Origin of the sequence: Abyssisolibacter fermentans (genome assembly GCF_001559865.1) — a bacterium.
GTDB lineage: Bacteria > Bacillota > Clostridia > Tissierellales > MCWD3 > Abyssisolibacter > Abyssisolibacter fermentans.
In genome coordinates this window covers 1-15,128 of sequence record NZ_LOHE01000049.1, presented here as the reverse complement: position 1 = coordinate 15,128, position 15,128 = coordinate 1, and the positions used below count along the sequence as shown (strand labels likewise).

Below are 15,128 nucleotides of genomic sequence, written 5' to 3'. Positions count from 1 at the left end.
AAATTATAGACTAGAAACACATTAAAATACTGGATTATAAATTTTTATAATCCAGTATTACCTTTATTCAAAATATTAAAAAAATGTAATGAAAACAAGAAATAGAGGCATTTACCATTTATTAATATAAAGATACAAATAATACACATTAATTAAAGTTAAACATCAATGAAAATAAATATAAAAAATAGAAGATTCTTTATAACTAGGGCTTAATCAATCGAAGTATATAAAGCTTAACTATAAAAGGGAAATGGTATTAAGTAAAATAATCATTTATTCATATTACAAAGTTTTAAATAAAACTATTCTTGAAGTGGAGGTTTGTATGATGAAAAAAAAGGTAGTTTTAATCTCATGCATAATATTAGGGTTGTTAACTATGGGTTGTTCAAATGATATTAAAACAAATTCTGACCAGAAAGAGATAACTATTTTAGTAAAAGATTATGAGCGTTCTCATATGGGTATAGGTGATACTATAAAAATTTATATAGAAAGATTTGAAAGAGAAAATGGTGTTAAAGTGAACTTTGATGTGATTAATGGGAATAATGATGATGATTATGATAAAAAAATTAATACAAAATTATATCTAAAAGAAGGACCAACTTTAATATTTATTTCGTTATATGGTACATATCAAAATTATATAAAACAAGAGATTGCAGTAAAAAATGAAGGTGAGATTCCAAATATTACAAAAGTATATGATAGTTTACTAGATGAGGGGTATGGTTTTGTTCCAGTAGGTATGATTCATTGGGCAGTTGCACTTAATAGACCTACATTTGACAAATTAGAAATAGATGCTCCTAAACTTAATTGGACTAGAGAAGATTATATCAATATTAAAGAAAAATGGCTAAAAATTGAACCTCAATATTTACATAATTGGATATATCAAGAATATCTTGCATTGTTAGATGATTTAGATATATTTGATGAGTCCAAAAAGAAGGTGAATCTTTGTAATGATAAAGTTATTCAATATATTAATTATGTAAGAGAAGAAATATTTTCAGGTAAATATATCATGAATAAAGATTATACTTATGAAAACTATTTTAATATGTTGTTTAATGAAAAGTCAGTAGAACATATAGAATCAAGAGACTTAGAATTGAAAAAAGAAAATGTTTTAAGGAAGTACTGGTATGTGCAGAGGGGTTTAAAATCTATAGAAACATCTGAATATATTAATATAAATGATGATATTGTTTTACCTCGTATCATGGATGGAGAGGATGCATTACTTTATACGTGTGGATTTATTGTAAATAGAAATGGAAAAAATATTGAGTTAGGAAGGAAGTTTTTAAATGGATTGCTCAGTGATGAGATACAATTAGAAATGTATCAAAAAAAATTCGATTTATATCCAGTAAATAAGGATATAGAAAGTGAAATTGAGAAAATAGAGAAAGAAAAAAACATTAATGAAAAAGCTGTAAATCTAAGAAAATATATTTTACAGCAAATAAAAACAGGTAACTATAAACGTAATTCTAATAGCAAGAAAATTCAGGAAGTAAAAGATATGATATCCAAAGATCTTGCAAAATTTATATTTGCAGATAAAGCCTATACAGATGAAGAGTTAGGTAGAGAATTACAGAAGATGGAGAATAAGTATAATATGTGGCTAAATGAATAGATTAAATAAATTAATATTAGACACTTTAAAATACTGGATTATAAAATTTTCTTATAATCCAGTATTAGCTTTATTCAGAATATTAAAAAAATGTAATGAAAACATGAAATAGAGGAATTTTACATTTGTTAATATAAATATACAAATAATACAAATTAATTAAAGTTAAACATTAATGAAAATAATTACAAAAATATAAAATTCATTATAACTAGGGCTTAATCAATCGAAGTATATAAAGCTTAACTATATGAGAAAGGGTATAAAGTAAAAGAATCATTTATCATATTACAAAGCCTTAAATAAAACTATTTTTGAAGTGGAGGTTTGTATGATGAAAAAAAAGTTAATTTTATTCTTATGTATTATAATAGGATTGTTAACTATGGGTTGTTCAAATAATTCAAAAGATATTAAAACAAATGCTGATGATAATGAAATAACTATTTTAATAAAAGATAATGATTTGTCAAAAATGGAAATGGAATATCGTAAAATATATGGTTATACAGATAGATTTGAATTAGAAACAGGGGTAAAAGTTAAATTTGATATAATTAGTGGATGTAATGAAGAAGATTATGAAAATAAAATTAATACAAAATTGTACCTAAACGAAGGTCCGACTTTAATATTTGTTTCGGATGACAGTGAATATCAAAAATATATTGAGCGGGGGATTGCTCTAGATACACAAGGAAAGATACCAAATATTTCAAAAATATATGATAGTTTACTTACTGATGGACATTATTTTATACCAGTAAGCATGATACATTATCCAGTTGTACTTAATAGACGAGTAATTGATAAATTAAAAATTGATGAACCAAAAATTAACTGGACAAGAAAAGACTATCTAAGGATAAGGGACAAATGGTTAAATTTAGAACCAGAATATTTTTGCGAGTATGATTATAATGAGCTTATAATATCAATGATTAATGATTTAGATATATTAGATGAATCAAACAAAAAAGTAGATTTAAACAATTCAAAAGTTATTAATTATATAAACAATAGAAGAGATGAAATATTTTCAGGTAAATATATTATAAACAAATACTATACTTATAATGACTTTTACAATATGATCTTTGAACATGAATCATTACAGTATAAAGATGCAATTGGTTTAAAATTAAAGAATGCAGATAAATCCATCAAAAAATTATGGGTTTTTACAAATGGTTTAAGTTCATTGTTGGTGTCTAAAGAGATTATAACTGGTGATGTTTTTTTACCTAATATCATAAGAGGAGATGATAATCTTCTTAAAATATGTGGATTTATAGTAAATAGAAACGGCAAAAATGTTGAGTTAGGCATGGAATTCATAAATGGATTGCTTAGCGATAAAATTCAATTAGAAATGTTTAAATCTAATAGATCATATCCGGTAAATAAAGATATAGAGGAAGAAATTGATAAAATAGAGAAAGAAATAAACGAAAAAGCTGCAAAAGAAAAAAAAGAGGGCATTAAACATTATGTGAGAAAAGATGTTAATGAAAAAGCTATAGCTTTAAGAAAATATATTATAAGTCAAGTAAAATCTGGAAATTATAAGCGTTGTAATAATAACAAAACAGCTATAAAAATAAAAAATATGATATATAAAGATTTTGCAAAATTTATATTTGCAGATGAAGCCTATACAGATGATGAGCTAAGCAGAGAATTACAGAAACTAGAGAATGAATATAATATGTGGCTGAATGAATAGAAAATGATGGCATGATGTTATAAAGCAGAAAAATAAAACTTAAGTTTTGTTTTTCTGCTTAAATAGTTTTAAAAATTAAACAGCAATGCTGGATATTTAGCTATTATTTGAGATCTTTTAGATAAATGTGTAACTATTTCTTGAAGTGGAGGTTAGTATGATGAAAAACAAGACAGTTTTAATCTTATACATTATATTAGGATTGTTAACTATCGGTTGCTCAAATAATTCAAATGATATTGCAACAAATAATGAACAGAAAGAGATAACTATTTTAATAAAAGATGATGAGTTTGGTGATATGGAATTTTTCTATTGTAGTATATATGGTTATACAGAAAGATTTGAATTAGAAACAGGTGTGAAAGTTAAATTTGATATAATCAGTGGAAATAATGAAGATGATTATGAAAAGAAAATGAATACAAAATTGTATCTAAACGAAGGTCCAACTTTAATATTTATTTCGGATGACAGTGCATATAGAAAATATATAGAACGTGGGATTGCAGTAGACACACAGGGAAAGATACCAAATCTTACAAAAATATATGACAGTTTACTTGCTGATGGACATTATTTTATACCAGTAGGTATGATTCATCATCCAGTGGTACTTAATCGACGAGCGATTGACAAATTAAAAATTGATGATCCCAAACTTAACTGGACAAAAGAAGACTACCTAAATATAAAGGACAAATGGCTAGAAGTAGAACCAGAGTATTTTAGCGTAATTGATTATAATGAGCTTATAACATCTATGATTAATGATTTAGAGATATTAAATGAATCAATAAAAAGAGTGGATTTAAATAATTCAAAAGTTATTAATTATATAAACAACATAAGAGATGAAATATTTTCAGGTAAATATATTATAAACAAATATTATACTTATAAAGACTTTTGCAATATGATTTTTAAATATAATTCACCACAGTGCAAGGAGGTAATCAAATTAGAATGGAAAAATGAAAATAAATCTATCAAAAAACTTTTAGTTTTTATGAATGGTTTAAAATCATTAGAAGTATCTAATCATATCAATGGAAATAATAATGTTGTTTTACCTAATATAATAAATGGGAATGATGAACTGCTTAATATATGTGGATTTATAGTAAATAGAAATGGTGAAAATATTGAATTAGGCATGGAATTTATAAATGGATTACTTAGCGATAAGACTCAATTGGAAATGTTTAAATCTACAGATTATTCATATCCAGTAAACAAAGAAATAGAGGATGAAATTGATAAAATAGAACAAGAAATAAATGAAAAAATTGCAAAAGAAAAAAAAGAGGGCATCAAACATTTAGTAAGAAAAGACGTTAATGAAAAAGCTATAGCATTAAGAAAATATATTTTAAGTCAAGTTAAAGCTGGGAAATATAAGCGCTGCTGCAATAACAAAATGACAATGAAATTAGAAGAAATGATAAAAAAAGACTTCGTCAAATTTATCTTTGCAGATGAAGCTTATACAGATGATGAGTTAAGTAGGGAATTACAGAAGCTAGAACATAACTACAATATATGGCTCAATGAATAAAAGAAGCAAATTAAGTTTCCAAGGAAAATTATCAAATACTGGATTATAGAATTTCTTTATAATGCAATATTTGTTTAATATTAAAAAAATGTAATAATAAAGGGAAAATATTTACCAACTATTAATATAATTATATAAAGGTAACATATTTATTAAAATTAAGTAATAATGTCATAGTACTAACGAAAAAGTCATGAATACAAGATTATATAAAACTTAGGGTTCAATCAATCTATTATTGAGTATATATAAAGATAAATATAGAAGAGAAAGGAGTAATGAAAAAAGACAGCATGTGACAATTGACATGAAATTTTACTACAAAGTTAGACAAAGAAACTCTAAAAGAACTGAAGATTGAAGAGCCTGACCTTGAGAGTGGCAATGATACTTTGATTCAATTAGAAGAAACACATGTCTTACATATGAGAGGGATTGATATGAAATGAGGGCAAAACTAAAAAAATACAAAGGATATTTATTCATATTACCAAGCCTTATTGGATTTGCTATACTTTATATTATACCTTTTTTTGGAGGAATAAAATATTCAGTAAGTAAAAGCGGTTTTGATAGTACCTTTGTGGCCTTTAAGAACTATAATGATGTATTTAACAGTGATGTTTTTATGTTAGCTTTAAAAAACACCTGCTTATTTATGGGGGTATCTATACCATTAATAATAGTGATTTCATTTATTATTGCACTTTTAATTCACGAATTGAAAGCTCCAAGAATCATAAAACTTTTCATTATATTACCTATGGCAATACCTTCAGGAACAGTAGCAGGTTTTTTTAGAAAAGTATTTGGGTTAAATGGATTTAACCTTATAGATTCTGAATATGCAATGCTGGTAGTTATACTTATCTTTATATGGAGAAATACAGGGTACAATCTTATCATTTATTTAGCAGGATTATCAGATATAAATAAAGGAGCCATTGAGGCATCAATGATTGATGGAGCAAATTATTTTCAAAGGCTTCGTTATATAATTATTCCATTGTGTACACCTATCACTGTATTTGTTTCAATTGTTTCAATTATTAATTCTTTTAAAGTATTCAAGGACATATATGTGTTGCAGGGTAGTTATCCAAATCCAAAGATATATATGCTTCAGCATTATATGAATAATAAATTTAGAGATTTACAGTATGAGAAACTTACATCTGCTGCATATGTATTTGCTATGGTTATATTTGCATTTGCTTTAATATTATTTATCATAGATAGAAAGCATTCAAGGAAAGTAGGTGAAAACTAACATGAAGAGGTTATTATTAATACTATTACTATTAGTATCACTCTTATTTATTTATCCTATAGTATTTACTTTTACAAATTCATTTATGACACCACAACAGATTGCATCTGATGAAGTGAATATCATACCAGAAGAATTCAATCTACAACAATATTATTCTATAATTGTATCTAAAGCTCAGTATTTCAAATATTTTTTAAATTCGATCAAATTAACTCTTATAATAATAGCAGGTCAGATAATTATAGGAATACTTGCTGCATTTGCTTTTGCTAAGATGGATTTCCCAGGTAATAATTTCATATTTATATTTTATATAATAGCAGTATTACTTCCTTTCCAAGTAACATTAGTTCCCAATTATCTAATATTTGATAAGATGCAGAGATTAATCAATATAAAGATATTAGATACTCATATGGCAATAATATTACCAGGTATATTTACATCATTTGGGGTGTTTTTATTAAGACAATTCATTAGAAATATTCCGAATGAAGTTATAGAAGCAGCAAGAATAGATGGAGCAGGATATATTAAGATATTATATAGAGTAGTGTTGCCTATGTTGAAACCAGCTATTTTTGCATTAGTTATTCTTACTTTTATAGATAATTGGAATCTTATAGAGCAAGCTGTTATTTTCTTGGACAGCCCTATTAAGCTACCGTTATCTGTATTTTTAGAAAACATATATTACAATGATTATAATGTATTTTATGGGGGATCAGTTTTATACATAATTCCTGCCTTCATATTATTTATAAAATCTGAGAAATATTTAAGTGAAAGTTTTGTTATGGGAGGATTAAAATAATGGATAGCAAAACATTTAAGATAACTAAGAAAACAGTAATAGGATTTTTTACACTTGTGTTTATATTAGGTTTCTTTTCAAAATCAGCAGCGAATTTTTTATTACCTAAAGTATGTGTAGCACTACCAATAAAAACTACATTTGCAAAAACTTTAAGCATAGAAGGGAAAGTAGTTCCTAAAGAAACTGTAAAGGTAAGATTAGCTAGGAATGTTATAGTAGAGGAATATTATGTTAAGGTAGGAGATAAGGTAAAAAAAGGTGATCCGTTATTTAAGATAAATAAAAACTATGGCGTGAAATCGTCTATTAAAAACATAGACGAGTTAAAATTAGATGTTGAAAAGGAAAAATTGAAACTAAATAAACTACAAGACACATCATATGAAATAGATGAAAAAAACATATTATTGTTAGAAGAAAACATAAAAAACATGAAAGAAGAGATACAAAAACTTGAAGAACTATATAATGCTGGAGCGATCACAGAATCAAAGCTTGATGATAAGAAACAAAGTTTTGAGGAAGCTGAAGTGAATTTCCAGATAGAGAAGTTGCTATTAGACGAAAAAAGACAGGAAAATTCCCTAAATATAAAGGATACATTAAATAATATTCAAAAATTGAACAAAGAGATAAATGACATTGAAGTTATGAATAGTTTATATTCACAGGTAGCGGATGATGCAGTATATTACTCAGAAGCAGATGGAATAGTTTTAACTTTAAATAGAACTGATGTTATGTTATCTCATGATACTGTGCTTATTGAACTAGGGTTAGTAAAGGGTTATGATTCAGTAAAATTTGTTGCACAGGTTCCAGAGAAATATTATTATTTTGTTAATAGGGTTAGTACAATCAATGTCGAATCCGAAAAAAAATATGTGCAAAATAAGGTTAAAATAACAAATGTAAGTAAAGTAGTTAATCAAAATATGGTTGAAGTAGAAGGAGACTTTTATGATGTTACAGATAAACTTCCAGTAATTAATGAAAAAATTAAAGGAATAGTTGAAAAAAACTATACTAGAGATGGTACTGTGCCAAAAGTTGCAGTTATACCATATGATGAGTATGAACTTGGAGCAGCAGGATATGTATATGTAATAGTAGAAGAAAAAGGTATTTTAGGTTCAGAATATATTGTAAAAAGAGCTGAGATTACTATGACAGGAATAGGAGATAATAGTGTTAGTGTAGAAGGATTATCAATGTTCGAAAATCCAAGGGTTATAACAAATCTGTCTTATAAAATAAGAGATGGAGTGAAGGTACAGATATGGAAATAAAAAAGAGAGTAATATTTATTATTATAATTATTTCATTTTTGTTAAGTGGACATTTATATTTAAAGTACAAATATAACCCTATGGTAGTAGAAATGTGTTTTAGTGGAAATTTATCGAGAGATGATTTTCAAAACTTAAAAGAAAAGCATAAATTAGATGGTTATTCAATAAATTATGAAATGCCTTACAAAGGACATACGCTCATAATGACTACAGGGCTTGATAATCAGATTAGAGATATCAATATTATACATGGAGAATATATTTTTGATGTTGAAAAAACTGAAATAGTTATTGGGGATAAGATAGCTGATCGATATTTTGATACAGAAGCTCCGATTGGAAGAGAGTTTAGTATTTTGGGTAAGAAATATAAAATAATGGGAATAGAAAAAAATAGTGATGCTATATATATTCCTTTTAGTGAAGAACTAATATCACAAAATTGGATCAAAAAAAGTGTGAATTTTATAATTTCTCCAAAAAGAAGATTTTATGTTACCATAGAAAGGGTTGAAAATCAACTTAGTTCAATGGGTATAAATGTTATTGATAAAGTTATATATAAAGAAAAAATCTATGGATATTTGAATCTAATAATAATATTAGCTGTCATTATTTTGATTAAGTATTTAGTTAAACTTATAAAAATACTAATAAATAAAGTTTTAGATTTGTGGCACAAATATAAAGAAGTAAGTAGAGTTCTTGAATGGTATGAATATCTATTAGAGAAAAAAGTATGTTTAGTAATTATTATTACTATAGCTATAGCTATAATTATGTTAATATTTAGTATATTTAAGCTTATGTCATACCTATGGATTCCTTCATCAGCTGTGCCAAGTAACTTATTTTCTTTGATGAGTTATATAGATGTATTTAAATTAAAATATAGTGAATTTTGCTTACATCTTAAAGATGGATTTAGTAATATAGCAATAGATATAATTTTCATGAATTTTCTTTTTATTTTAGTTCTTATAATATCAGCTGTGGCTATGAAGGTTAAAAGTGAAAAAACTAAAGGGTAATTAAGGGTTATTCAAGAATATTTAATAAAGCATATAGAGTAGGTTTAGAACTAAATGCTTAAAAGAAAGGGGCAAGTGACAAGTTTCTTTTTTAGTCGGATTTTATTTTCATAACTTAACTATTTATCTTTTTCTGCGTGGGTTTCTTGTAACGTATCTTTAATCATATTTTTTATAGTCAATAACGCATCATTTGTAGATTAAAATCTTGTTCGAATATACTCCTTCATACAATTTTCCTGTAATTTCTTTATCTCAATTATTGATATGAAGGAGTACTTTATTATCAGTTTAAACAAAATTTTTGGAAGCTGCATTAACTGGTACTCTTTTTGTGGTTTGTATATTATTTTAGACTTAACGGAGTTTATATGTGCCCTTAAAGAAGCTATTTGAGATGTTATTCTAACAGTAAAAAATTAAACTAGAGAATTTTAATGATTTAGATTAATTTTTAGGACAATTAATAAAATGTTTCTTGAAGAATAAAGAGGTGTGGTAATGAAAAAAATTACGGTTTTAATTTTATGCATTATATTAGTGTTGTTAACTATCGCTTGCTCAAATGATTATAATGATATTGCAACAAATAATGAACAGAAAGAGATAACAATTTTAATTAAAGATTATGATCTTTCTGGCTTACTACGTAGATATTGTACTATATATGGGTACACAGAAAGATTTGAAATTGAAACAGGAATAAAGGTAAATTTTGAAGTAATTAATGGAAAAAATGAAATTGATTATGAAAGGAAAATGAATGAAAAATTATATTTAGAAGAAGGACCAACTTTAATATATATTTCAGATTGTAATACATACAGAAAGTATATTGACCAGGGAGTTGCATTGAATACTGAAGGGAAGATTCCAAATCTTGAAAATGTATATAATAGTTTATTAGATGATGGTGAATTTTACTTTGTTCCAGTGGGTATGATTCATTGGCCAATACAACTTAATAGAAGCGCATTTGACAAAATGGGGATAGAAGATCCTAAATTTGACTGGACTAAAGAAGAGTACTTAAAAATAAGAGAAAAATGGTTAAAATTTGAACCAGAATATTTCAACCAGCATGAATATTCTAATTATTTTGAATTTATGGTTGATGATTTAGGAATTATAAATGAATCACTTAAACAGGTTAGTCTAAATAATTCAAGAGTTATTCAATATATAAATGATGTAAGAGAAGATATATTTTCAGGTAAATACATTTTAGATAAAGAATATACTTATAAAAATTTTTATAATATGATTTTTGTAAATGGTTCATATGAAAGTAATGAAGCATTAAAATTACATATGAGATATAAATATGAAAATCTTAGAAATAATGATTTTCGAATTAATGCTTTGAAGTCTTTACCCATATCTAAATTTATTAATGTGAGAAATGATATTATTTTACCTAATACGTTATATGGGGATAGTGAACTACTTCGCACATTTGGATTTGTAGTGAATAAAAACGGGAAAAACACAGAGTTAGGTATGGAGTTTTTAAATGGTTTGCTTAGTGATAAGATTCAGTTAGAAATGTTTATATCAAGAAAAGATAATTTATACCCTGTCAATAAGGAAATAGAGAGTGAAATTGATGAAATAGAAATAGAAATAAACGAAAAAGTTGCAAAAGAAAAGAAAGAGGGTATTAAACATTATGTAAGAAAAGATGTTAATGAAAAAGCTACAGCTCTAAGAAAATATATTTTGCAACAAGTAAAAACTGGTAATTACAAGCGTTGCATGAAGAGTAAGAGAATCACTGAAATAAAGGATATGATGTATATAGATCTTGCGAAATTTATATTTGCAGATGAAATTTATACAGATAAAGAGTTAAGTAGAGAATTACAGAAAATAAAATATAAATATAATATGTACCTTAATGAATAGAAGAATTAAATTAGATATTGAAGAATATTAAACAATGGATTATAGAATTATTTTATAAGTTTCTTATTAACTTCACTGATATTTTTTAAAATACAATAATAAGTAAAAACAGAGGTATTTATCGTTACTCAATCAATTTATCATTATTGAGGTATATATAGCAAGTGTTAAAAAGGGAAAAAAGTATTAATAAGACTATATCTTTTAATAGTGCCTTTGTAGCTTTTAAAAGCTATAAGGATGTGTTTAATAGTGATGTCTTTATTACTAGTTTTAAAGAACACCTGCTTATTTAATGGGGAGGAGTTTTATATATAATTCCTGTTTTAATACTATTCATAAAGTTAAAGAAATATTTAAGTGAAAGTTTTGTTATGGGGGGATTAAAATAATGGAGAGCAAAATATTTAACATAACTAAGAAAACGGTAATAGTTTTTTTTGCCCTTGTATTTATATTAGGTGTCTTTTCTAAATCAGTAACAGATCTTTTTTTACCCAAAGTATGTACAGCAATTCCTTTAAAATCTACTTTCCCCAAAACCTTAAATATAGAAGGGAAAGTAGTTCCAAAAGAAATTGTAAAGGTAAGATTAGCTGGGAATGTTATAGTAGAAGAATATTATGTTAAAGCAGGAGATGAGGTGAAAAAAGGTGATCCATTATTTAAGATAAATAAAAACTATGGAGTGAAATCGGCTAATAAAAATATAGATGAATTAAAATTAGATATTGAAAAAGAAAAATCGAAACTAAACAAACTGCAAGACACATCATATGAAATAGATGAAAAAAATATTTCATTATTAGAAACAAACATAAAAAACATGAAAGAAAAGATAAAAAAACTTGAAGAACTTTATAATGCTGGAGCAGTTACAGCATCAAAGCTTGAAGATAATAAACAAAGTCTTAAGGAAGCCGAAGCGAATTTTGAGATAGAGAAGTTGCTGTTGGATGAAAAAAGAGAGGAAAAATCTATAGACATAAAGGATACGTTGAATAATATTGAAAAATTGAAGAAAGAAATAAATGATATTGAGAATATAAATAGTTTTTATTCACAGGTAGCTGATGATGGAATATATTACTCAGAAGCAGATGGTATTGTTTTAACTATAAACAAAACTGATATTATGTTATATAAAGATGTCATACTTATAGAAGTAGGGGTAGTTAAGGGTTATGATTCAGTTAAATTTGTTGCACAGGTGCCAGAGGAATATTATTATTTCGTTAATAGGGTTAGTACGCTAAATGTCGAAACTGAGAAGAAGAATGTTTATAATAGGGTTAAGATAACAAATGTCAATAAAATCGCTAATGAAAATATAGTTGAAGTAGAAGGCGATTTCAGCGAATCAGTGGATGGATATCCAGTAATTAATAAAAAAATCAAAGGAATAGTTGAAAAAAATTATACCAGGTTGTGGACTGTGCCCAAAGTTGCTGTTGTGCCATTTGACAAATATGAACTTGGAGCACCAGGATATGTTTATGTGGTATTAGCAGAAGAAGGTGTTTTAGGTACAGAATATGTTGTAAGTAGAGTTCAGGTTACTATGGCTGAAATAGGAGATAATAGTATTAGCCTTGATGAAAATGATTTAAGTAGATTTACTAATCCAAAGGTGATTACAAATATATCTTATAAGATAAGAAGTGGAATGAAGGTAAAAATGTGGAAATAGCATACAGGAAAATATTTATTTTTATTAGTTGTATGATTCATGTGAAATTTGCTGATGACAGTGTAATTATTAAAGACATCTGTTTAAATATAGAGAAATTTGATTTATAATAGGTTACGAGAAAAAGTATAAATACTATAGTGCCTATGTATTTAAATATTAATAGGAAGAAGGGATTTTCACGATTACTGCAACTTTTTTTATGGGGATTTTAGGGATTATAATATTTATTATTATAGTTACTTCTTTTAAGAAATTACTGAAAAATAATGAAAGTGGTTTTCTTCATTTACTAATGAGTTTTATGTTTATATGTTGGATGCCGATACCTTTTGTGATTTACTTAGAATTGAAAACATACAGCTTTTTGTTTATAGGAGCACTGTTTGGAACAGTTTCTTTAATTATTTATGTTATAACAATGGTATTACAAGCTAGTCATCTATCGTATTCTGCTAGAACGTCTAGAACGTCAAATGAAAATAAAGAATTGTGGAGAAAGAATGATGATTGGATGTTAAATGGTTTATTAGGAAGCCAAGCTGAGTTGCTTGCAGGTTTCCTTAAAGGTGTATGGAGTATATTTTTAACAATAGCTTTTTGTCTGGACGGACAGATATTGCTATCAATTTTAGGTATTATTTATAGCTTGTTTACTATCATGTATTTGTTTAAGCTGTTAGATACAAGTTTAATTAAAGAAACAAATATATTTAAAATAATTCCTATTAATACTATAATGATTAACTTTGAGACATCTAGCTGGTTTTTGATTTTATTAATATGGTTAGTAACAAAATAATTGAAATTATTAACTGACCGATTTAAATATATTTTGTTATTTAGTCCAGATTGTAGGTGAAAAAAATAAACTTTGCTTTAACTAATTTATTTATTGCATTTATTTCATCTTGAATATCAAATCAAAGATAAAAAAGTAGCCTCCTTTAAATGAACTGACCTATGTCAAGTAGACAATTAATTTAATAAAAATGAATATTAATATTTTTCGGTGTTTCTGTATGAAGCACCGTTTTTATTTATGTACACTGTGCTTGAGTCCGATATTCAATTGGAGATAAACACCCTAATCGCTTTTGAAATCTTTCCTCGTTATAGAATTTTATATACTTATGAATATCTTGAATTAGTTTATCCATAGATTCAAATTGCTTGCCATAGAACATTTCAGATTTTAGTATTCCAAAAAAACCTTCCATTGGACCATTATCTATACATTTACCAATTATTGACATATTTTGTGTCATTTCTGCAAAATCAATTTTGCTTTTAAAGACACTATTAGTGTACGAAAAACCTCTGTCACTATGGAATATTGGCTTTGCATCGGGGTTATTTTTTACAGCTCTATCAAACATTTTAAATACAAGCTGATTAGTATTTCTGTATGATAATTCATACTCTATTATACTGTTATCGAATAAATCTAATATTGGACTTAGATACAGTTTTCTTGTGTCATTTGGTATTTTAAATTCTGTTACATCGGTAAGCCATTTTTGATTAGGCATATCAGAACTAAAATCTCTCGCTAAGATATTTTCCTTCACATAATCAGGTTTTACTCTTTTACGATTAACTTTTTTTCGTCTAATTCTTGCTGTTATTCCGAGATAATTCATGAGCCTATGAATGTATCCTTCTGAATAAGAAGTTTGGTTTAAGCGATTTATAAACATGGTCATTCTACGGTAACCAAGTATACCATCATACATTGCATGATATTCAAGTATTAAAGCACATAGGACTTCATCTTGCTTTTCCTTTTCAGGTTGAGTTCGATTTTTATATTTGTAGTATGAACTTCTTGAAATCTTTAAAACTTTGCAAAGCATTTCTATCGAATATTCTTTTTCTTGATAAAAATCAACAGTAAGATATTCCGCTTCTTGTCTTACTTTCGTGAGCGAAGTTTCTTTTCCAATTCTTCTTTTTTTTAAGGATTTCAACTGTTAATTCCGCATGCTCTCGAAGTTTTCTTTCTTTCTCTAATTCTAACTTAAGTTTCTCTATTTCACTTAAAGAGTTTTCATCAACTATAGATTTGGTTTTTGGTCCACGTTTTTTATGCTCTAGCCCTTTAACACTATCCTTCTTGTATTTTTGTACCCATTGATAAACAAGAGCGTATTTAATATGATATTTATCAGCAGCACCT

At 26.4% G+C, this 15,128-nt stretch carries 12 protein-coding genes; 10 read left to right on the top strand and 2 right to left on the bottom strand.

Features of this window, described 5'->3' with window-relative positions:
• Positions 1–328 precede the first annotated feature (328 nt).
• The 10 genes from AYC61_RS07690 (at position 329) to AYC61_RS07645 (ending at position 13,751) form a co-directional block, all read left to right on the top strand.
• Positions 329–1,657 carry an ABC transporter substrate-binding protein gene (locus AYC61_RS07690; RefSeq protein ID WP_162265451.1) on the top strand — a complete coding sequence of 443 codons (1,329 nt, stop codon included), beginning with the start codon at positions 329–331 and terminating at the stop codon, positions 1,655–1,657.
• 334 nt (positions 1,658–1,991) lie between these two features.
• Entirely contained in the window at positions 1,992–3,383 is a 1,392-nt protein-coding gene (locus tag AYC61_RS07685; protein ID WP_066499132.1) for an extracellular solute-binding protein, read from the top strand.
• A 160-nt stretch (positions 3,384–3,543) separates the two neighbouring features.
• Positions 3,544–4,941 carry a type 2 periplasmic-binding domain-containing protein gene (locus AYC61_RS07680; RefSeq protein ID WP_066499128.1) on the top strand — a complete coding sequence of 466 codons (1,398 nt, stop codon included), beginning with the start codon at positions 3,544–3,546 and terminating at the stop codon, positions 4,939–4,941.
• 445 nt (positions 4,942–5,386) lie between these two features.
• On the top strand, positions 5,387–6,211 hold the full coding sequence (locus AYC61_RS07675) for a carbohydrate ABC transporter permease (RefSeq protein WP_066499117.1): 825 nt from the start codon (positions 5,387–5,389) through the stop codon (positions 6,209–6,211).
• Position 6,212: 1 nt separating this feature from the next.
• Positions 6,213–7,028: a carbohydrate ABC transporter permease gene (locus tag AYC61_RS07670; protein WP_066499113.1), complete on the top strand. Its 816-nt coding sequence runs from the start codon at positions 6,213–6,215 to the stop codon at positions 7,026–7,028.
• Complete coding sequence (locus AYC61_RS07665; protein WP_066499110.1) at positions 7,028–8,320, top strand: efflux RND transporter periplasmic adaptor subunit; 1,293 nt, start codon at positions 7,028–7,030, stop codon at positions 8,318–8,320. The genes AYC61_RS07670 and AYC61_RS07665 overlap by 1 nt, the downstream gene beginning before the upstream one ends.
• Complete coding sequence (locus AYC61_RS07660) at positions 8,311–9,354, top strand: ABC transporter permease (protein ID WP_066499109.1); 1,044 nt, start codon at positions 8,311–8,313, stop codon at positions 9,352–9,354. The genes AYC61_RS07665 and AYC61_RS07660 overlap by 10 nt, the downstream gene beginning before the upstream one ends.
• 501 nt (positions 9,355–9,855) lie before the next feature.
• Positions 9,856–11,259 carry a type 2 periplasmic-binding domain-containing protein gene (locus tag AYC61_RS07655; protein ID WP_066499107.1) on the top strand — a complete coding sequence of 468 codons (1,404 nt, stop codon included), beginning with the start codon at positions 9,856–9,858 and terminating at the stop codon, positions 11,257–11,259.
• Positions 11,260–11,650: 391 nt separating this feature from the next.
• Entirely contained in the window at positions 11,651–12,949 is a 1,299-nt protein-coding gene (locus AYC61_RS07650) for an efflux RND transporter periplasmic adaptor subunit (protein ID WP_066499104.1), read from the top strand.
• A gap of 202 nt (positions 12,950–13,151) precedes the next feature.
• Positions 13,152–13,751 carry a hypothetical protein gene (locus tag AYC61_RS07645; protein WP_066499103.1) on the top strand — a complete coding sequence of 200 codons (600 nt, stop codon included), beginning with the start codon at positions 13,152–13,154 and terminating at the stop codon, positions 13,749–13,751.
• A gap of 238 nt (positions 13,752–13,989) precedes the next feature.
• Here AYC61_RS07645 and AYC61_RS07640 read toward each other — a convergent pair whose 3' ends face one another.
• Positions 13,990–14,919 carry an IS3 family transposase gene (locus tag AYC61_RS07640; RefSeq protein ID WP_156456386.1) on the bottom strand — a complete coding sequence of 310 codons (930 nt, stop codon included), beginning with the start codon at positions 14,917–14,919 and terminating at the stop codon, positions 13,990–13,992.
• A partial coding sequence (locus AYC61_RS21560; protein WP_162265450.1) for a helix-turn-helix domain-containing protein occupies positions 14,837–15,128 on the bottom strand: 292 nt, incomplete at its 5' end. The genes AYC61_RS07640 and AYC61_RS21560, both read right to left, overlap by 83 nt.